Origin of the sequence: Collimonas rhizosphaerae, assembly GCF_038896935.1 — a bacterium.
GTDB lineage: Bacteria > Pseudomonadota > Gammaproteobacteria > Burkholderiales > Burkholderiaceae_D > Collimonas > Collimonas rhizosphaerae.
In genome coordinates this window covers 151374-170346 of record NZ_JBANDC010000008.1, presented here as the reverse complement: position 1 = coordinate 170346, position 18973 = coordinate 151374, and the positions used below count along the sequence as shown (strand labels likewise).

Annotated in this window: 17 protein-coding genes; 10 read left to right on the top strand and 7 right to left on the bottom strand. The window is 62.4% G+C overall.

Annotation, left to right across the window (positions count from 1 at the left end):
* Nucleotides 1–92 precede the first annotated feature (92 nt).
* Nucleotides 93–1085: a D-2-hydroxyacid dehydrogenase family protein gene (locus V8G57_RS13425; RefSeq protein WP_342829828.1), complete on the top strand. Its 993-nt coding sequence runs from the start codon at nt 93–95 to the stop codon at nt 1083–1085.
* Between the two features lie 4 nt (nt 1086–1089).
* On the opposite strand, the gene V8G57_RS13420 is transcribed toward V8G57_RS13425, so the two are convergent.
* Nucleotides 1090–1845, bottom strand: a complete 756-nt coding sequence (locus V8G57_RS13420) for an L-asparaginase (protein WP_342829827.1) — start codon at nt 1843–1845, stop codon at nt 1090–1092.
* A 154-nt stretch (nt 1846–1999) separates the two neighbouring features.
* Here V8G57_RS13420 and V8G57_RS13415 point away from each other — a divergent pair, with 154 nt between their 5' ends.
* From V8G57_RS13415 to V8G57_RS13400, 4 genes are read left to right on the top strand one after another with little or no spacing between them, the layout of a single operon-like run.
* Entirely contained in the window at nt 2000–2614 is a 615-nt protein-coding gene (locus V8G57_RS13415; RefSeq protein WP_342829826.1) for a sorbitol dehydrogenase family protein, read from the top strand.
* A 2-nt stretch (nt 2615–2616) separates the two neighbouring features.
* The gene (locus V8G57_RS13410) at nt 2617–4218 is read left to right on the top strand and encodes a GMC family oxidoreductase (protein ID WP_092395859.1); all 1602 of its coding nucleotides are present in this window, start codon (nt 2617–2619) and stop codon (nt 4216–4218) included.
* Nucleotides 4215–5690, top strand: coding sequence for a c-type cytochrome (locus V8G57_RS13405; protein ID WP_342829825.1), 1476 nt, complete (start codon nt 4215–4217; stop codon nt 5688–5690). The genes V8G57_RS13410 and V8G57_RS13405 overlap by 4 nt, the downstream gene beginning before the upstream one ends.
* A gap of 12 nt (nt 5691–5702) precedes the next feature.
* Nucleotides 5703–6188 carry an asparaginase domain-containing protein gene (locus V8G57_RS13400; protein WP_092395861.1) on the top strand — a complete coding sequence of 162 codons (486 nt, stop codon included), beginning with the start codon at nt 5703–5705 and terminating at the stop codon, nt 6186–6188.
* A gap of 65 nt (nt 6189–6253) precedes the next feature.
* On the opposite strand, the gene V8G57_RS13395 is transcribed toward V8G57_RS13400, so the two are convergent.
* The 6 genes from V8G57_RS13395 to V8G57_RS13370 form a co-directional block, all read right to left on the bottom strand.
* Entirely contained in the window at nt 6254–8458 is a 2205-nt protein-coding gene (locus V8G57_RS13395) for a M3 family metallopeptidase (protein WP_342829824.1), read from the bottom strand.
* Between the two features lie 197 nt (nt 8459–8655).
* Nucleotides 8656–9732, bottom strand: coding sequence for a porin (locus tag V8G57_RS13390; RefSeq protein WP_342829823.1), 1077 nt, complete (start codon nt 9730–9732; stop codon nt 8656–8658).
* 118 nt (nt 9733–9850) lie between these two features.
* The gene (locus tag V8G57_RS13385) at nt 9851–10942 is read right to left on the bottom strand and encodes an ABC transporter ATP-binding protein (protein WP_342829822.1); all 1092 of its coding nucleotides are present in this window, start codon (nt 10940–10942) and stop codon (nt 9851–9853) included.
* Nucleotides 10943–10969: 27 nt separating this feature from the next.
* Nucleotides 10970–12775, bottom strand: coding sequence for an ABC transporter permease (locus V8G57_RS13380; protein WP_342829820.1), 1806 nt, complete (start codon nt 12773–12775; stop codon nt 10970–10972).
* Between the two features lie 73 nt (nt 12776–12848).
* Nucleotides 12849–13949 (bottom strand): ABC transporter substrate-binding protein, encoded by a 1101-nt coding sequence (locus V8G57_RS13375; RefSeq protein WP_342829818.1) that lies wholly within the window; start codon nt 13947–13949, stop codon nt 12849–12851.
* Nucleotides 13950–14082: 133 nt separating this feature from the next.
* Nucleotides 14083–15051: a Bug family tripartite tricarboxylate transporter substrate binding protein gene (locus tag V8G57_RS13370; protein WP_092395871.1), complete on the bottom strand. Its 969-nt coding sequence runs from the start codon at nt 15049–15051 to the stop codon at nt 14083–14085.
* A 198-nt stretch (nt 15052–15249) separates the two neighbouring features.
* Between V8G57_RS13370 and V8G57_RS13365 the strand changes: the two genes are divergently transcribed.
* From V8G57_RS13365 to V8G57_RS13345, 5 genes are all read left to right on the top strand, one after another.
* Nucleotides 15250–15933, top strand: a complete 684-nt coding sequence (locus tag V8G57_RS13365) for a response regulator (protein WP_092395873.1) — start codon at nt 15250–15252, stop codon at nt 15931–15933.
* Nucleotides 15930–17432, top strand: coding sequence for a sensor histidine kinase N-terminal domain-containing protein (locus tag V8G57_RS13360; protein WP_342829817.1), 1503 nt, complete (start codon nt 15930–15932; stop codon nt 17430–17432). Before V8G57_RS13365 ends, V8G57_RS13360 begins: the two co-directional genes overlap by 4 nt.
* A gap of 78 nt (nt 17433–17510) precedes the next feature.
* On the top strand, nt 17511–17822 hold the full coding sequence (locus tag V8G57_RS13355; protein WP_342829816.1) for a metal-sensitive transcriptional regulator: 312 nt from the start codon (nt 17511–17513) through the stop codon (nt 17820–17822).
* Between the two features lie 95 nt (nt 17823–17917).
* Complete coding sequence (gene pilV / locus V8G57_RS13350; RefSeq protein ID WP_342829815.1) at nt 17918–18460, top strand: type IV pilus modification protein PilV; 543 nt, start codon at nt 17918–17920, stop codon at nt 18458–18460.
* On the top strand, nt 18457–18972 hold the full coding sequence (locus tag V8G57_RS13345; protein ID WP_342829814.1) for a pilus assembly PilX family protein: 516 nt from the start codon (nt 18457–18459) through the stop codon (nt 18970–18972). The genes pilV and V8G57_RS13345 overlap by 4 nt, the downstream gene beginning before the upstream one ends.
* The last annotated feature ends 1 nt before the right edge of the window (nt 18973 follow it).

Sequence of the window (18973 nt, the reverse complement as noted above, 5' to 3'; positions counted from 1 at the left end):
CCCGTTTTCCGGATGCTGTTGCTTTATTACGTGACGGCGGTTTTCCTCCACTTTTTTGCACGCATTTACTTTCCGTAAAGCCAGAAACTCCTATGAAAATTGCCATACTCGATGATTATCAGGACAGCGTCCGCCATCTCGACAGCTTCAGCATGTTGGAGGGCCACGAGGTGAAAGTGTTCAACAATTCCGCGCGCGGCGTTGGCCAGATGGCAATTCGGCTAGCCGATTTTGAAGCGCTGGTATTGATACGCGAACGCAGCAGTTTTTCCAGGGCGCTGCTGCAAAAACTGCCCAAGCTGAAACTGATTTCGCAGACCGGCAAAGTGAGCGGCCATATCGACGTCGAAGCCGCTACCGACTGCGGCATCGCCATCGTCGAAGGTGTCGGCGACCCGACCGCGCCGGCCGAGCTGACCTGGGCCCTGGTCATGGCCGCCAGCCGCCGCATCCCGCGCTATGTCAGCAACTTGCAGCAAGGGCAATGGCAATCGGTGTCGGCGCTGCCGCAAAACGATGTCATCGGCACCGCGCTCAAGGGACGCACGCTGGGGATCTGGGGTTACGGCAAGATCGGCCGCATGGTTGCGGGATACGGCAAGGCGTTCGGCATGCGGGTGCTGGTGTGGGGACGCGAAGCCAGTTTGGCCGCGGCGCTGAAAGACGGTTATGAAGCCGCGGCATCGAAGCAGCAGTTCTTTGCCGAAGCCGACGTGCTGTCGCTGCACCTGCGCCTTAATGACGCTACCCGCGGCATCGTCGAGGCAGCCGACCTGGCCTTGATGAAATCCAGCGCCATCTTTGTCAACACCAGCCGCGCCGAACTGGTCGCCGACGGCGCGCTGCTGCCGGCCTTGCAGCAGGGCCGGCCTGGTTTTGCGGCGCTGGATGTATTCGAGACCGAGCCGCTGCCGCCGGATTCGCCGCTGTTGCGGATGGAGAATGTGCTGGCCACGCCGCACCTGGGTTATGTCGAGAAGGATGGTTACGAGCTGTATTTCCGTGCAGCGTTCCAGAATCTGCTGGATTTCGCCGGCGGCACGCCCAAGAATGTCTTGAATCCGGGCGCGCTATCGCAGAAGTAAATCGTCAGTCGTCGTCGCCGGCGCCGCTGGGCAGGATCAGCTTGTTCAGGCGCGCTGCCGGCGCCGCCAGCGTGGTATCGCGCCACATGCCTTGCCAGCCGGGCGGCCATGGCAGGGCAGGGCCGCTGTATTCGGGCACGTTCTTGCGCACCGGGATCACCGGCAGGCAGTCCGGCATCGGGCCTTCGCTCCAGCCCAGGCTGAAGGCGTAATCCGGCAGCAAGGCGTCGCATACCTTGGCAAACCATGCGCTGTGGTCTTCATCGCGTCCCAGGGCTTGCGCCAGGCCGTGCGGGTCGAACTGCGCCAGCGCCCTGGCCAGCTCCGGGATCGACGCTCCCGGCTTGTCGCCCCAGCCCAGGATAGGATTGAAATTGTAGTCGGCGCCCGAACCGTACCAGCCTTCGCGCCGCGCCCTCTCCATCCAGCTGCGCCGGCCGCAGAACAGGTGCCAGCGCCAGTGCAGGCCGGACGGCTTGGGCCAGCTGTACAGGTACAGCCGCTGGTAACCGGCGCGATGCAGCTCGCGCACCAGCGCCATCAGGCGCGCGTGCGGCATGCGGTCCGGCGGCGCGTGGCGGAACAGGATCGGCTCGCCATCGGCGTGCTGGACCTCGTCGGTCGACAGGTTCAGGTCCAGCGTCCGCTTCTCGCTGCCGAAACGCGCAGCGATCCAGCCGGTCAGCAAGTTGACGGACGTGATCACGCCATAACCGCGGAAGCGGTGGAAAATAACGGTGCCGGGTGCGATGGGTTTCATGAGTCGGGATTCTTGTCAAAGAGGTGCGCGCTGAAATCAAATGTTACCAGTGTAGTCGCTGCGCGCCGTTTTCATAGGGTCGGCAAAAGACGCAGCAGCTATCTGCCGGGCTTAGTATAATCAGGCAACCTACCAGGCAGAAAGGACTAGCCATATGCAGCAACGTCCATCAGTTACAGGCGAGCGATCAAGCGACCAGCCCATCACAGCAGCGCCCGGCCGCGAGGTGTTTTCCGCCAGCAGGCGCAATCTCATGCTGCTGGCCGGCGTCAGTTTCGCGATGATGAGCATTCCTCGCTGGCTGCAGCAAGCCTCAGCCCAGACCGTCACCCCCGCCGCACCTCCCCCCAGCAGCCAGCAACAGGCAAATTTCATGGCATTGTCGGCCTTGCTGACCGGGGCGCCGAAACTCAATCCGCGCATAGGCGCAAGACTGTACAGCGCGCTCAGCAAGCAAGCGATCGAGTTTGAAAAGCAGGCCGCAGCGTTGTGGCAGTACAGCCTCGATCACAAAATCAAGGACGTCGATAACCTGGCGGCCGCGGTCGGCAGCGACAGCGCGCTGTCGCTGGTGCTGCACCGTATCGTCAGCGGCTGGTACCTGGGCGTGGTCGGCGACGGCGGCGTCACCGGCAACGCCAAGGTCATCGCCTTCGAGCAGGCGCTGATGTTCGACCAGGTGCGCGATGCGGTAGTCGTGCCGACTTATTGCCGTGCCGCTCCCGGTTATTGGGTTACCCAGCCGGCAGTGTTGAAAGCGAGGGCTTGACCATGGCTGATAACCTGTCCGCAGATGTTGTAATTGTCGGTTCCGGCGTCGCCGGCGCCCTGGTGGCGCATCAACTGGCCTTGTCCGGCGCTTCGGTGCTGGTGCTGGAAGCCGGGCCGCGGCTGGAACGCTGGCGCATCGTCGAGAATTACCGGAATACGCCGAGCAAGGACGATTTCATGGTGCCCTACCCGTCCACCAAATATGCGCCGCATCCCGAATACACGCCCGAAAACAATTACCTGATACTCAAGGGCACGCATAAATACAATTCGCAATACATCCGCGCGGTAGGCGGCACTACCTGGCACTGGGCCGCCGCGGCCTGGCGTTTCCTGCCCAACGATTTCAAGATGAAAACGCTGTACGGCGTCGGCCGCGACTGGCCAATCAGCTACGACGAGCTGGAACCCTACTATTACCGCGCTGAAGTCGAGCTGGGCGTGTCCGGCCCCAACGACGGCACCGACCTCGGTTCGCCGCGCAAGCAGCCGTATCCGATGGACCACTTGCCGCTGTCCTGGAACGACCAGCGCTTCAGCGCCGTGGTCAACGGCGCCGGCCATAAGGTGGTGTCGGAACCGGTGGCGCGCAACAGCCGCGCCTACGATGAACGGCCAAACTGCTGCGGCAACAACAACTGCATGCCGATCTGCCCTATCGCCGCCATGTATAGCGGCATCATCCATGTCGAGAAAGCGGAAAGAGCCGGCGCCAAGGTGCTGGCCGACGCCGTGGTGTACCGCATCGAGGTGGACGCCAAGGAGCGCATCAGCGCCGTGCATTACAAGGATCCGGAAGGCGTCACGCATCGGGTCACCGGCAAATATTTCGTGCTGGCCGCGAACGGCATCGAGATTCCGAAACTGATGCTGATGTCGACCGACGACAAGCACGGCAAGGGCGTAGGCAACAGCTCGGACCAGGTCGGCCGCAACCTGATGGACCATCCCGGCACCGGCGTCACTTTCCTTGCCAATGAAGATCTGTGGCCAGGGCGCGGCCCGATAGAAATGACTTCCATCGTCGACATGCGCGACGGCGCTTTCCGCGCCGAATACGCAGCCAAGAAGCTGCACCTGAATAACATGGCGCAAACCAACCACGCTGCGCAGACCGCCTTGAAAGACGGCCTGGTCGGCGTCAAGCTGAACCAGGAAATCCGCCGCCGTGCGGCGCGCACCGTGAATATCAACAGCTTCCACGACATCCTGCCGGATCCGGAAAACCGCATACGGCCCAGCACGGAAAAGCGCGATGCGCTAGGCATCCCGCAGCCCGAGATCACGTATTCGATCAACGACTACGTGCAGAAGAGCGCAGTGCTGACGCACCAGGCCTATGCCAGCATCGCCGCCATGTTCGGCGGCACCGAAATCAAGTTCGACGACGATTTCGCGCCGAACAACCACATCATGGGCGCCACCATCATGGGCGGCGATCCGCGCGATTCGGTGGTCGACGCCCATTGCCGTTCGCACGACCACGAAAACCTGTTCATCGCCAGCGGTTCGGTGATGCCGGTGGCAGGCACGGTGAATTGCACCTTGACCATCGCGGCGCTGTCCTTGCGCATCGCTGACACCTTGAGGACAGTGCTATGACGGCCCGCGCTCAACTCGTTTGCCGGTTTTCCCGCTGGATGGGCAGCATGGCGCTGGCCGCCGGGCTGGCGCACGGCGCGGCGTTTGCCGCCGCTGCCGCTACCGTGGCTGCAGCTCCTGCTGCTGCCGTTCCGCCTAATGCCGACCAGATCACGCGCGGCGCCTACCTGGCCAAGGCGGCCGACTGCATCGCTTGCCACACGGTCGATCCGGCCAAGCCGTTCGCTGGCGGATATCCGCTGGCCACGCCGTTCGGCACCATCTATGGTCCCAACATCACGCCGGACAAGGAAACCGGGATCGGCAGCTGGAGCGACGAAGATTTCATCCGCGCGCTGCATAACGGCATCGACGACGAAGGCAAGCATCTGTACCCTGCTTTCCCCTATACATCCTTCACCAAGCTGTCGCGCGACGACGTGCTGGCGATCAAGGCTTACCTGTTCAGCCTGCCGCCGATCCAGCAAAAAAACCTGGAAAACAAATTGCCGTTCCCGCTCAACCAGCGCTGGATCCTGGCCGGCTGGAACCTGTTCAATTTCAAGCCAGGCGAATGGAAGGACGATGGCGGCAAGAGCCCCGAATGGAATCGCGGCGCTTACCTGGTGGAAGGCCTGGCCCATTGCCAGGAATGCCACACGCCGCGTAACCTGACCATGGGCGTCGACCTCAAGCGTTCCTTCGGCGGCGCCCAGCTGGGCGGCTGGACAGCCTACAACATCACGCCCGATCCGGTCAGCGGCATCGGCGGCTGGAAGGAAGAAGAAATTGTCCAGTACCTGAAAACCGGCCTGGTGCCGGGCAAGGCGTCCGCTGCCGGCGGCATGGCGGAAGCGATCGAGCATAGCTTGCAATACCTGAACGATGCCGACCTGAAGGCGATCGTCACCTATGTGCGCAGCGTCCCGGCCATCAACGACGCCGCAGACAAGAAGCCGCGCTACGCCTGGGGCCAGGCCGCGGACGACGATGCCGAATTGCGCGGCGTGGCGGCAGTGTCGGTCAGCAGCAACGCTTCCAGCGGCGCTGAACTGTTCAGCGGCAACTGCGCCAGCTGCCACTCGGCCAGCGGCAGCGGCGTGGTCGGCGGTTATTACCCGTCCCTGTTCAGCAACAGCGTGGTGGGCGCGCGCGATCCCGGCAACCTGCTGATGGTGATACTCGATGGCGTACAGCGCCGCAGCAAGGATGAGCAGACTTTCATGCCCGGGTTTGCCAATCACCTCAACGATAGCCAGATCGCCATGCTGGCCAACTATGTGGTGAAACAATACGGCCACGCCGATACGCCGCCGATCACGCCCGAGCAGGTCAAGGTCCAGCGCCAGGGCGGACCGGTTTCGCCGATGCTGGCTTTGTTGCCATGGGGACTAGGCGCGGCAGGGCTGATCGTGTTATTTATACTATTTTCACTCATCATGCGTCGCGGCCGCAAGCCTGGTCCAGCCAAGGACGGCGCGGCTTCATCATAGGAACATTTACCCATGGCTCTACGCATCATCGCCACCGGCGGCACTTTCGATAAACATTACGATGAGATCGCCGGCAAGCTGACTTTCGCCGCCAGCCACCTGCCGCAGGTGATCCAGCGCGCGCGCATCACCACCGAGATCGCGCTGGAAGAACTGCCGCTGCTGGATTCGCTCGACATGCAAGACATCGACCGCCGGCGCGTGCTGGCTTCCTGCACGCATGCGGCGGAACAGGCGATAGTGATCATCCACGGCACCGACACCATGCGCGAGACCGCCGCGGTGCTGGGCGCGGCAGCGCTGGAGAAGACGATCGTAGTCACCGGCGCGATGATTCCCTACGCGATAGCCAATTCCGACGCCTTGTTCAATTTCGGTTTTGCCTGCGGTGTCGCGCAAGCCTTGCCGCACGGCGTGTACGTGGCGATGAACGGCAAGATTTTTGCGTGGGACAAAGTAGAAAAGAACCGCGCCGCCGGCGTGTTCGAGCCTTTGTAATACCTTTTCTCCAGGCGAAAAAAACGGGGCAGGTTTTCTGCCCCGTTTTCATATCCAGTCCGCAATTACTTGGTGACGCCGCCCAGGCCGCGCGCTTCCAGCAGCGGCCCGACTTCCGGCCCGCGTCCGTAGAAATCCTTGAATAGCGCGCTAGGATCGGCGCTGAAGCCGCGCGACAGCACCTTGGCCCGCAGCAGGTCGCCGTTGGCGCGTTTCAGGCCGCCGTGGGTATTCACCCAGTGCTCGGTATCCTTGGCCAGCACGTCGCTCCAGATATAAGCGTAATACCCGGCTGAATAGCCGCTGGCGAAGATGTGCTGGAAGTATTGCGTATGGTAGCGCGGCGGCACCACATAACCGTCGCCGCTGCTGGCCGCCTGCAGCGCTTTCGCTTCAACCGCCATCACATCCTTGGCCGCCGGCGTCTGGCCTGCAGGCAGCTGGTGCCAGGCCTGGTCCAGCATGGCCGCCGACAGGTATTCCGAAGTCTCGAAACCGGCATTGAACTTGCGCGCCGCCAGCACCTTGCTGACCAGCGCTTGCGGCATCGGCTTGCCGGTCTTGTAGTGCTTGGCGTAGTGCGCCAGGACTTGCGGATTGTGCGACCACATTTCATTGAACTGCGACGGATATTCGACGAAATCCGGCGGCACCGAGGTACCGGAGAACATCGGGTACTGTACGTTGGAGAACATGCCGTGCAAGGCATGGCCGAACTCGTGGAACATGGTGTTGACTTCGTCGAACGTGAGCAGCACCGGCTTGCCGGCAGGCGGCTTGACGATGTTGATATTGTTGGACACGACCGGCTTGGTCCCGAACAGCCGCGATTGCGAGACGTAGCTGTTCATCCAGGCGCCGCCCTGCTTGGTGTCGCGCGCGAAAGGATCGAACAGGAACAGGGCCATCGGCGAACCGTCCTGGTCAAACACTTCGAACACCCGTACATCCTTCTGGTACACCGGCAGGTCGGTGCGTTCCTTGAAGCGGAGGCCGTACAGCTGCTGGGCAGCGTAGAACACGCCATTCTGCAGCACATTGTTCAGCTCGAAGTAAGGCTTGATCTGGGATTCGTCGAAGTTGTAGCGCGACTTGCGCACCTGTTCCGCATAAAACGCCCAGTCCCACGGCTGCAGCTTGAATGGCTTGGCATGGCTGGCCTTGGCCTGGCGGTCTATCACCTGCTGCATGGCGGCGGCTTCCTTGCGGGCGTTGGCGGCGGCGGCCGGCGCCAGCTGTCCCAGCATGCGGTTGACAGCGTCCGGGGTGCCGGCGGTTTCGTCTTCCAGCACATAGGCGGCATGGCTTGGATAGCCCAGCAGCGCGGCACGCTGGGCACGCAATTTGACGATCTCGGCGACGCCGGCGACGTTGTCGTCGCTGCCGCCGTTGGCGCGCGTGACGGAGGCGGTGTAGAGGCGTTCGCGCAGCTGGCGATTCTTGAGTTGCGCCAGCAGCGGCTGGTCGGTGGTGTTTTGCAGCGCAATCAGCCATTTGCCGTCCAGCTTGCGGCTGCTTGCAGCCTGCGCCGCGGCGCTGATCTGTTCCGGCGTCAAACCGTCCAGGTCGGCTTGGCGGTCGACCACTACCGCGCTGTCGTTATTGGCTTTCAGCAGGGTCTGCTGGAATTGCGTGGTGAGCGAAGAAATCTGCTGGTTCAGCTTGCGCAGCTGGTCCTTGTCGGCGGCCGACAGGCGGGCGCCGGCCCTGACGAAATCGGTGCGATAGCGCTCCAGCAAGCGCAGCGATTCAGGATCGAGGCCGAGGCTGGCCCGTTGCTGGTACAGCTGCTCGACGCGCGCAAACAATTGCGGATCGAGGTAAATGGCGTCCTTGTGGTCGGCCAGCTTGGGAGCCATGTCTTGCTGGGTCTGGTCCAGTTCCGGGCTGGTGTTGGCGCTCACCAGGTTGAAGAATACATCGCTGACGCGGGTCAGCATCTGGCCCGAGCGTTCCAGCGCGACGATGGTGTTGTCGAAACTCGGCGCCGCCGGGTTGCCGGCAATTGCGCGCGCTTCCTGGCGCTGCTGCGCCATGCCGGCTTCGAATGCCGGCTTATAGTCGGAATCCTTGATCCGGTCGAACGGCGGCATGTTGTAAGGCAAGCTGCTGACCTGGGCGAAGGGGGAATTTGCAGCGAGCGCCGCGGTGGCGGCTGAGGCTTGCGATGCCTTGGTTGATCCATTGTCAGCTGTGGTGCAGCCCGTCATACCGGCGATTGCCGTCAACATCAATCCGCACAGCGTGATACGTCGTGTAGAAGCTTGCATCAATTCTCCTTGGGTTGGTACTGGATTATTTTTTTGACGAAACATTTTACGCCAGCATTCAAGCTACAGGGAATCGTGCCTGTTTTGATAAAAACCGGGTTTGCAAAAAAACACGGAAGACAACTGCGCGTGTAACCGCGCATGTCTTCCGTGGCAAAAGACGGCACGGCAAAACAGCCGCCGCGCCGTTACCGGTTTTAGAAGCGGTGCTGGATGCCGGCGATCACGCCGGTCTGGCTGCTGCCGTAGGCGAGGTCGTCACGCGACAAGCCGACCAGCTGCGAGTTCTTCGCCTTGGCATACGCCGCGCTCAGGTACAGGTCGGTGCGTTTCGACAGGGCATATTTGCCGCGCACCGAATACATGATCGGATCGGCGTCCTTGCCGCTGGCGACGTTCTTGATGTTCTGGTAATAGATGGCGCCGATCAGCGTCACCACCGGCGTCACCTTGTAGCTGGCGCCGCCCCAGAAGAAATCGCTGCGCAGGTCGGCTGCATTCGAGGCCAGCGTCTTCTTGTAGTTGCGATAACCCAGGCTCAGGATCAGGTCGCTGCCGAGCTGGTAGCTGCCCGCCAGGTGGATGCTGGTGGCTTTGTCGTAAGCGCTGTTGGTGGCGCTGATAGCTGCGCTGTTGACCCGGTCAAATGTGGCGGCGATGCGGAACGGGCCGCTTTCGTAACCCACGCCCAGGTCGTATTTCGCGCTGTCGCTGGTGCTGCCGGCCGTCTCGCCAAAGCCATAGGTGGCGCCCAGCTTGAAGTCGCCGAACTTGCCCTGGTACTTGACGATGTTCTGCAGGTTGGTCGGCATGCCGTCCTTGCGCCCGCCGGTGGCGCCGGCTGACGTCACCCATGAATACTGGGCCGAATAACCCATGGGGTCGAACGGCAGGATGAAATCATACGTGGTGGTGAAAGAGCGGCCCAGGACCACCCGGCCGAAACTGCCTTCCAGGCCGACATTGGCTTGCCGGTTGAACAGCACCCCGGCGCTGTCGAACTCGCCGGTATCGGTCTTGAAGCCGTTTTCCAGCTGGAATACCGCCTTCAGGCCGCCGCCCAGGTCCTCGGTGCCGCGAAAGCCGATGCGCGAGGTATTCATGGCGCCGGAGCTCTGGCGCAGCAGGCTGTCCTTGTTGGCGTTGGCATTGTTCACATACTCGATCCCGGTATCGACGATACCGTAGACGGTGACGCTGGTTTGAGCGTAAGCGCCGGATGCCAGCGTGCCGAGTGCGGCGAGCGTTGCCGCCGCCAAGTACTTTCTTTTCATTGGTGTTCCTCCGTTGTGTAATATTTTTTTGTTGGCTGTGCGGTTACGGCTAAGCTGCACAAAGGCTGTTGCGTGATGCGGATATAACTCCCCCTTTTTGTCGTCTCGGAATCTTTGCTCAGAAGGCCCACAGCGCTTCCTGCGGCAGCTGCAGCCAGTACTCTCCCGGCGCCAGCCTGTGCCGGGCGTAGGCGCGCAGCACGGTGCTGTCGGCGCCGCTGGCGGCGCTGTTGCGGAACACGCATTCCCAGCGGTCGCCCAGGTACATGCAGGTCGACAGCGGCAGCCGGATGGCGTTGTCCACCTGCGTATCGGAAATGTTGACCTGCTCGACACGGATGATTGCGACCGCATCCTTGTCGCCGCTGCAGATGGTCGGCCCGCGCAGCGTTGCCTTGACGTCGCCGCCTTCTACCTGCAGCAGGGCCAGGCCGCCGTCGCGCTCCAGGACCTTGGCCGGCAAGCGGTTGTTGCTGCCCATGAATTCCGCGGTGAACAGGGTGTCCGGGGTTTCATACATGCTTTGCGGCGTGCCCTGCTGCTCGATCTTGCCGTTGTTGAGCAGCAGGATGCGATCGGAAATCGCCATCGCCTCGGCTTGGTCATGGGTCACCATCAGCGCCGACAGGCCGAGCCGCACGATCAGTTCGCGCAGGAAAGCGCGCGCTTCCTCGCGCAGCTTGGCGTCGAGGTTGGACAGCGGTTCGTCCAGCAGGATCACCGGCGGGTTGTACACCAGCGCGCGGGCAATCGCGACCCGCTGCTGCTGGCCGCCCGACAGCTGGTGCGGGAAACGGTCGCCCAGGTGGCCCAGCCCGAGCTGGCCCAGCACCGTCTTGACGCGGGCGGCGATGTCGCTGCTGCTCATCTTGCGCAGCTTCAGGCCGTAGCCGACATTGTCGGAAACGGTCTTGTGCGGCCACAGCGCATAGGACTGGAACACCAGCCCCAGGTTGCGTTCTTCGGCCGGGATCTCCAGCTTGCGCTGGCCGTCGAACATGGCGCGCTCGCCGATCTGTATGCTGCCCGATTTCGGCGACTCCAGGCCGGCCACCGCGCGCAGCAAGGTTGTCTTGCCGCTGCCCGAAGGCCCCAGCAAGGCGACCACTTCGCCGCGCTGCAATTCCATCGACACGCCCTTGAGGATCGGATTGGCGCTGGCGCCGCTGCCGTAGTCGAGATGCAGGTTATTGACACTTAATTCGCTCATGATGATTTCCTGATTGTGTGGTGCAACTTAGTCGTGGAGCTTGACCCCGAAGCGCAGTGCAATGCCGAGGCCGATGGCCACCAGCGTGATGTTGATGAAGGAGAGAGTGGCGACCAGGTCGACCGAGCCGGAAGCCCACAGCGAGACGATCAGCGCGCCGATCACTTCAGTGCCGGGCGACAGCAGGTAGACGCCGGTCGAGTATTCGCGTTCGAAGATCAGGAACACCATCAGCCAGGCGCCCAGCACGCCGTAGCGCACCAGCGGCAGCGTGACGTCGCGCGTCACCTGCGCACGGCGGGCGCCGACCGCGCGCGCCGCCTCTTCCAGTTCCGGCCCGACCTGCAGCAGCGCCGTGGTGATCAGGCGCAAGCCATAAGCCAGCCACACCACCGAGTACGCCAGCCACACCGAGAAGATGGTGGAGCGCAGTTCGCGCAGTTGTGGAATCAGGTGTTCCACCAGCCATTGCGCGACTGCGTTGTCATAACCTTTCAGCATGCTGTCGAGGAACGACGGCACGAACAGGAACACCCACAGGAACGACAGGCCGGCCAGCAAGCCCGGCACGGCGCGCGGGATCAGCACGCTGTAGTCGAGGAAGCGGGTGATGCCGTCCGATTTGCGATGCATGGCCAGTGCGATGCAGCAGTAGCAGGCCACCGCGATCGCACCGCCGATGACACCGATCAGGATGGTGTTGACGATGCCGCGCACTAGCGCCGGCTGGTCCCAGATATCGCGGAAGTGCTGCAAGGTGAAGGTGTCTATCAGCGATACGCCGTAACCCCAGTGCGAGACAAATGCGCGCAAGGCGATGCCGGACAGCGGGATCACGATGGTGAAAATCAACCAGGCCGCGATCAGGCTGAACGCCAGCCATTTCCACTTGCCCAGCGGCAGCGCCTTCTGGCGCGCGCCTTTGCCCTTGATCGACACATACTTGTTGGCCGAACGCAGCAGCCAGCGCTGGATCATCACCAGCGGCAAGGTCACCGCCACCAGGCACACCGCTACCGCCGCCATCAGGTGGTACGACGGCGTCCCGAGCTTGTTGGTCAGCTTGTACAGGTAGGTCGGCAGCACCAGGTGGCCTTCCGGGTCGCCCAGCACCAGCACCAGGCCGAACACTTCGAAGCCGAGGAAAAACACCAGTACGCCGGCATACGCCAGCGCCGGCATGATCATCGGCAGTGACACATTCAGCGCCACCTGCAGCGGCGAAGCGCCGGCCACGCGGGCGGCTTCCTCGACATCGGCGCCAAGGCTCTTCAACGCCGCCGAGGCGTACAGGTAAACATGCGGCACATGGGTCAGGCCGGCGATGATGACGATGCTGGGGAAGGCATACACATTCCACGGCGTCGCTTCAATCCCGACCAGGCGCAGCAGGTCCTGCATCCACACTGTATAGAAGCCGACCGGCCCCATCGCCACCACATAACCGAAGGCGATCACCATCGGCGAGACAAAAATCGGCACCAGCAGCATCGGCGCGATCCAGTTGCGGCCCGGCAGGTCGGTGCGCACCATCAGGAACGCCAGCATGCCGCCCAGCGGCACCGCGATCAGGGCCAGGCCGCTGGCCAGCAGCAAGCCGTTGATGAACGCCTGGCGGAAATCCGGATCGTCGAAAATGAAGCGGTACGGTTCCAGGCTCAGGGCCTTGACCGGCGCGAAAAACGGCGCCGACAGGAAACTTTGGTAAAAAATCAGCACCAGCGGCAGGAAAATCGCCACCGCCGCCAGCGTGACCACCAGTCCGCGCGGCCAATTCAGGCGCGCCAGCCGGGAACGGCTGGCCAGCGGATGGGGAGAAGAAATGGATGACATAGTTGTACCTTGCAGAAAAACCCGGGTCTTGAAAATCCGCCATCCCCGCGCGGGCGGGGATGGCATGCTTGCCTTATTTCTTCCCTGCGGCGGCTTTCCACTGCTTCAGGAACGCCAGGCGCTTGGTCTGGTCCAGGTATTGCAGCAGGGCCGGCGTGATCGCGATCGGCTTGAGCGCGCTGCCAAGCTGGGTGGTCAGGCTGCCCAGCGTGTTGTGGCCGCTGACATCCGAGCGCAAGGCGTACAGCTGGGATTCGTTGGAGATGATGGTCTGGCCGCGCTTGGACAGCAGGTAGTCGATCCACAGCTTGGCCGCGTTCATGTTCTTGGCCGACTTGTTGATGAACACCACGCGCGACAGCACCAGGTTGTAATCCTTGGTGAAGGAGACGCCGATCGACGGATCCTTGGCGGCGCGCGCTTGCGCGTAAGAGCCGATCACGTTGTAGCCGATCAGGTTCTCGCCGGAGGAAATCCGTTCCAGCATGGTGCCGGTCGAGGATTGCACCCGGATGCCGACATCGCCGAAGGTTTTGGCGAGGTCCCAGAATTGCGGATTGATCTGCGCATCCTCGGTGATGAAGGAGAAGCCGACGCCCGATTTTTCGATGTCGTAGGTGGTGACCTTGTTGCGGAACTTGTCAGCCTTGGCGGTCAGCAGCTTGACCAGGTCGGCATGGTTGGCCGGCACTTCGTCGGCGCTCACCAGGCGCTTGTTGTAGACGATGGCCAGCGGTTCGAAAGTGGTGCCGTAAGCGCTATCCTTGTAGTTGGCCCAGGCAGGAATCGCAGCGGCTTCCTGCGATTTGTACACGGCGGCATAACCTTCACTGGCCAGCTTGAACTGCAAGTCCATCGCCGACGACCACAGCACGTCGGCGGTAGCGCCGCCGGCGGCCGCTTCCGAAATGAAGCGGTTGTACACCTCGGTTGAATTCATGTCGTTGAACTCGACCTTGACGCCCGGATAGAGCGCGCTGAAATCCTTGATCAGAGGTTCCGCGGCTTTCGAGTCGGTGGCGCTGTAGATCACCAGCTTGCCTTCTTTCTTGGCGCCGTCGATGACCTTTGCATAGTCGGCCGGATAACCTGCCGGCGCCTGCGCCGAGGCGTTCAGGGCCAGGCCCAGCGATACGGCGGCGATTGCGCTTGCCAGGGTTTTTTTGATAAGCATGGATGTCATCTCCTGAGTGTTATGGGTGCAGCTACTTTTAAAAAGGCGCAGGCGAGCCGGTGCCAGCCGGGGATTCGGCTGCCATCTGGCATTGCTTGCGGGGTTTTTGCCGGGCCTCTTGCCGCGGCGGGATTTATCTGATCAAGCCAAGCTGGTCCGATTGTTTGCGATAGTCTTCAACGGTTTTTTTAATGTATGCAGTCAGCTTGTCGCCGCTCAGCGCAAACGGATACAGTCCGTTGCGGGCGCGCAGCTGGTCGAATTCGGGAGTCGCCATCATCTTGTCGAAAGTGCCGACCCAGCGTTTATAGTCGGCGTCGCTCACCTGCGGACCCATGTAGACGCCGCGGATGATCGGCCAGCTGACGTCCATGCCTTGTTCGCGGGCGGTTGGCACATTGGCCAGTGCGCCCTGCAGGCGCTGTTCGGACAGCACCGCCAGCACGCGGATCTCGCCGTCCAGCGAATGCAGCGTGGCTTCCGAAGCATCGCCGGAAACCACCTGCACATGGCCGGCGCGCAAGGCGGTAAAGGCTTCGCCGCCGCCTTCCAGCGCGACGAAGCGCAGGTTCTTGGGATCGATCTGCTTGAGCTTGGCCAGCCTGGAAATTTTCAGCCAGTCCTGGCTGCCTACTGTGCCGGCGGCGCCTATGGTGATTTTCGAGGGATTTTTCTTGAGGGCGTCGAGCAGTTCGGGCAAGGTCTTGTACGGCGAATCGCTGCGCACCGCGATCATGCCGTAGTCGACCCCGAGGGCGGCCACCCAGCGCACGTTGTCGACGTCGGCATCGCCGTATTTTCCCTGGGCCAGGTTCATCAGCGAGCCGCCGGAAAACGCCACCAGCGTATCGGCTTCAGCGCGGCGCTGGGTGACAATCGAGTTCCAGGCCACGGCGCCGATGCCGCCCGGCAGGTAGCTGATCTTGACCGGATGCTCTTGCCCGGCTGGTGATTGCAGCTGCAGGCCCTTCTGCACCAGCTTGCAGGTTACGGCCATGCCGCCGCCTGGCTTGGCAGGCGCAATGCAATGCACCGGCGCCGCGTGGGCGCCAAGCGTGACACATGCACTGAGTGCAGCAATCCAGTTGATGACGGAATTCATTGTCTCCTACCCATTCTGTTGTTGTTTCACCCGCAATGCAGATGCGAAACCCAGGGCTTTAATCGTTTTTTTACATCATAACGGCGGCAGTCTTTCATTTTCCTTTCACTAACGGCCCCTCAAGATTTTGCCAAGCAAGGTTTTCTGTGTGAGTATTGACGGCCCGTTTTCGAATTCTAGCCACTAGTTGCCATAGCCATGCGGATTTTACTGATTGAAGACCATGTCGAGCTGTCGCGCTGGCTGACCAAGGCGCTGCAGGATGCGCACTGGTCGGTCGAGTGCGCCATGAACGGCGCCGACGCCGACAGCCTGCTGCACACGCAGCAATATGCCTTGGTGATCCTGGACCTGAGCTTGCCGAAAATGGACGGCCTGGAAGTCCTGAAGCGTCTGCGCGCCCGAGGCAGCAAGACCCCGGTATTGATCCTGACCGCGCGCGGCGGCCTGCAGGACCGGGTACAAGGCCTGAATCTGGGCGCCGACGACTACCTGGCCAAGCCGTTCGAGCTGGTCGAGCTGGAAGCGCGCGTCAAGGCCCTGCTGCGCCGCGCGCAAGGCGGCGAAGCGCCGGTCTACAGCTGCGGCGCCTTGCAGTTCGATACGGTGTCGCGCATGTTTAGCTATGGCAACACCGTGCTGGCGCTGACGCCGCGCGAACATGCGGTGCTGGAAGTGCTGATCAGCCGCGCCGGCCGCGTGGTGTCCAAGGAAAAACTGTTCGACGAAGTGTTTTCGCTGGTCGACGACGCCAATCCCGATGCGATTGAAATCTATATCCATCGCTTGCGCAAGAAACTGCAGCGTCCCGACGCCGAAGCGGTCGCCATCACGACCTTGCGCGGCCTGGGTTACCTGCTGGAAGTCGCCGCCGAAAAATGACAGCGCCGCCCACCGATCCGGCCGCCGCAGGAGCCAAACCTGCAAAGTCCCTGGGAAGCCTGCGCAGCCAGTTGCTGAGCTGGCTCCTGGTGCCTTTGCTGCTGGTGGTGGCGCTGGATGCATTTTCGGTCTACCGCAATGCGCTCGATGTGGCCGACCTGGCTTATGACCGCGCCCTGCTGGCGTCGACCCGGGCGCTGGCGGAACGTGTATCGGTAGTCGATGGCAAGGTGGTCGCCGATGTGCCGTATGTGGCGCTGGACAGTTTCGAGACCGATACCCTGGGCCGCATCTATTACAAGGTCACCGGCACGCGCGGTGAATTTGTTTCAGGCTACGAAGACCTGCCGGCCTTGCCGCCCGACGTGCCGCGCTCGGAAATCTATCCGGCGCTGGTGCGTTTTTACCACGCCAATTACCACAACCAGGCGGTGCGCATCGCCGCCCTGTACCAGCCTGTGTACGACGATTCGATGCGCGGCATCGCGCTGATCCAGGTCGGCGAAACCATGGATGCGCGCAGCGACCTGACCCGCAAGATCCTGTTCAGCACCTTGTGGCGCCAGGGTTTGCTGGTGACGGTGGCAGCCTTGCTGGTGTGGTTCGCGGTGCGTTTTGTGCTGCGTCCGCTGATGCAGCTGAAAGCCGCGGTGGAAGCGCGCGCCACCACCGACCTGGCCGATTTCGAGGTCAACCAGGTGCACAAGGAAGTACGGCCGCTGGTGGTCGCGATGAATGGCTACATGGGGCGCTTGCAGGCGCTGATCACCGGCCAGCGCCGTTTTATCGCCGATGCTTCGCATCAGCTGCGCACCCCGCTCACCGTGCTCAAGACGCAGGCTGAACTGGCTTTGCGCGAGCTGGACCGCAATCCTGACGATGTGCGCGCCTGGCACAGCCTGCGCGAAATCGTCGCCAGCATTGCCGGCACCACCGACGCCACGGTCCACCTGGCCAACCGGCTGCTGACGCTGGCGCGCGCCGAGCACGGCGCAGCCGAGAGCGGCAATGAACCGGTCTCGCTCACCGACGTCGCGCGCCAGGTGGGCCTGGAGCAGGCGCGCGCGGCGGTGAAGAAACAGATCGACCTGTCGTTCGATGCGGCCGACCAGTTGATCGTCAGCGGCAATGCCTTGCTGTTGCACGAACTGGTCAGCAATTTGCTCGATAACGCGATTCACTACACGCCGGCCGGCGGCAGGGTTGTATTGCGCGTGCAACGCGACAGCACGGCGCAGCGCGCCCTGCTGGAAGTGGAAGACAGCGGCATGGGCGTGGCCGAAGAAGACCGGGAGCGCGTGTTTTCCGCCTTTTATCGCGCGCCCTCCGCGCAGCAGCAAAACCCCAGCGGCGCCGGCCTCGGCCTGTCGATCGTGCGCGATATCGCCTCCTCGCATGGCGCCCGGATTACGCTCTCTGCCGCAGACGACAGCAAAGGCCAGGCTCCCGGCCTGAAGGTGACGGTCAGCTTCCCCTTAGCGTTATCCCTTGATTCCTGATAGCGTTAGGCATCCCGGTAACTTGCGCCGGCCCGGCAAACGGCTGTGCGCGGTGTTTCAACTTCAAGGAGACAGGCTTTGAGCGATACGCCTATCAAGATAGTGCATGGCACGGCCCTGAGCGACGAACAGAAGAAAGACCTGCTGCACCGGCTGGCGCGGGTCGAAGGCCAGATCCGCGGCGTGCAGAAACTGATCGCCAACGCCGCGGCGCCGGCCGATTGCGAGGGCGTCGCCCAGCAGCTGGCGGCGGCCCGCAAAGCGCTCGACCGGGCTTTCATCACCTTGCTGACAGGCGCCATCGTGACCCATACCGCGGCTGCCGCCAATCCCGCGGAAGCGGAAGAAAACGCCAGGAACCTGGCAGCCTTGCTGGATAAATTTGCCTGAGTTTTGACTGGGATTTTTTAAGCGCGCCGGCTATTCCCTCGCCAATCTGCGATTCCTATAATTCTTTCCAGACGAAGATTGAAAAGAGGAAGCGCATGATCTCAGCCGGCAATCACGCCGCCACGCAAACCGGAATCGGCATGATAGAAGTGCTGGTGGCGATCGCCATCAGCGCCTTCGCCCTGTTTGCCCTGATGGGCATGCAGACCGCCGCCCTGCGTTATCAGAAGACGGCTCACTTGCGCGCCACGGCCAGCCAGTTCAACGCCGACCTGGCCGATCGCGTGCGCGCCAATATCCGCGGCGCGCATGGCGGCGCTTACAACCTGCGGCGGCAGGCTTATCCTGACATCGGCGAGTCCGCGCCGTCCTGCCTCGGTTCCAGCGGATGTACGCCCCAGGAATTGGCGGCAAAGGATATCCACGAGTGGCGCACCGGCCTCAGCCAGGCAATGGCCGGCGGCTGGGGCGAGATCGCCGGCTCGGTGGCGGAGGGATTTATGGTCAAGGTGTATTTCCTGGATTCGCTTACCGCCGGCGATGCGCGTAATCAGCTTGCGAAACATTGCCGGCCCGGCGCCGCCGACCTGGTCCTGCACAAGGATGTGGTTTGTTTCGCCACCGCTTTTTATCCATGAACACTTCTTTGCGCCAGCGGCGCCGGCAATCGGGCCTGGTCCTGCCCATGCTGCTGCTTTGCCTGCTGGTGATGCTGCTGCTCGGGTCGAGCGCTTTGCGCGCCGCACTGCTTGAAGAAAAAATGGCGGCCAATGCGGGTAACCTGCAACTGGCTTTCCAGGCTGCCGAGCACGCCCTGCGTTTTTGCGAAAACCAGCTGCAACTGTCGCCGATCGTCATCCCGCTGCTGGAGCAGGGACCGGTTGCAGTGGGTGATAGCCGCAAACCCTACTGGGAAATCGCGGACAGCTGGCGCAACGGCGAAGTCTCGGTAGCCGTGCCGCGCACGGCCGGCGAAGGGTTGCAGCCTGCCGCACCGGCGCGCTGCCTGGTTGAACAGCTGCAGTTCGACGCCGACCTGCAGTACCGGCAGCACCTGCAGCCATCGCGGCCGGCATTCAGGATTACGGCAAGAGGCACAGGCGCCAGCAGCGCCTCGGTGGTGCTGCTGCAAAGTTATCTGCTCTTATGAG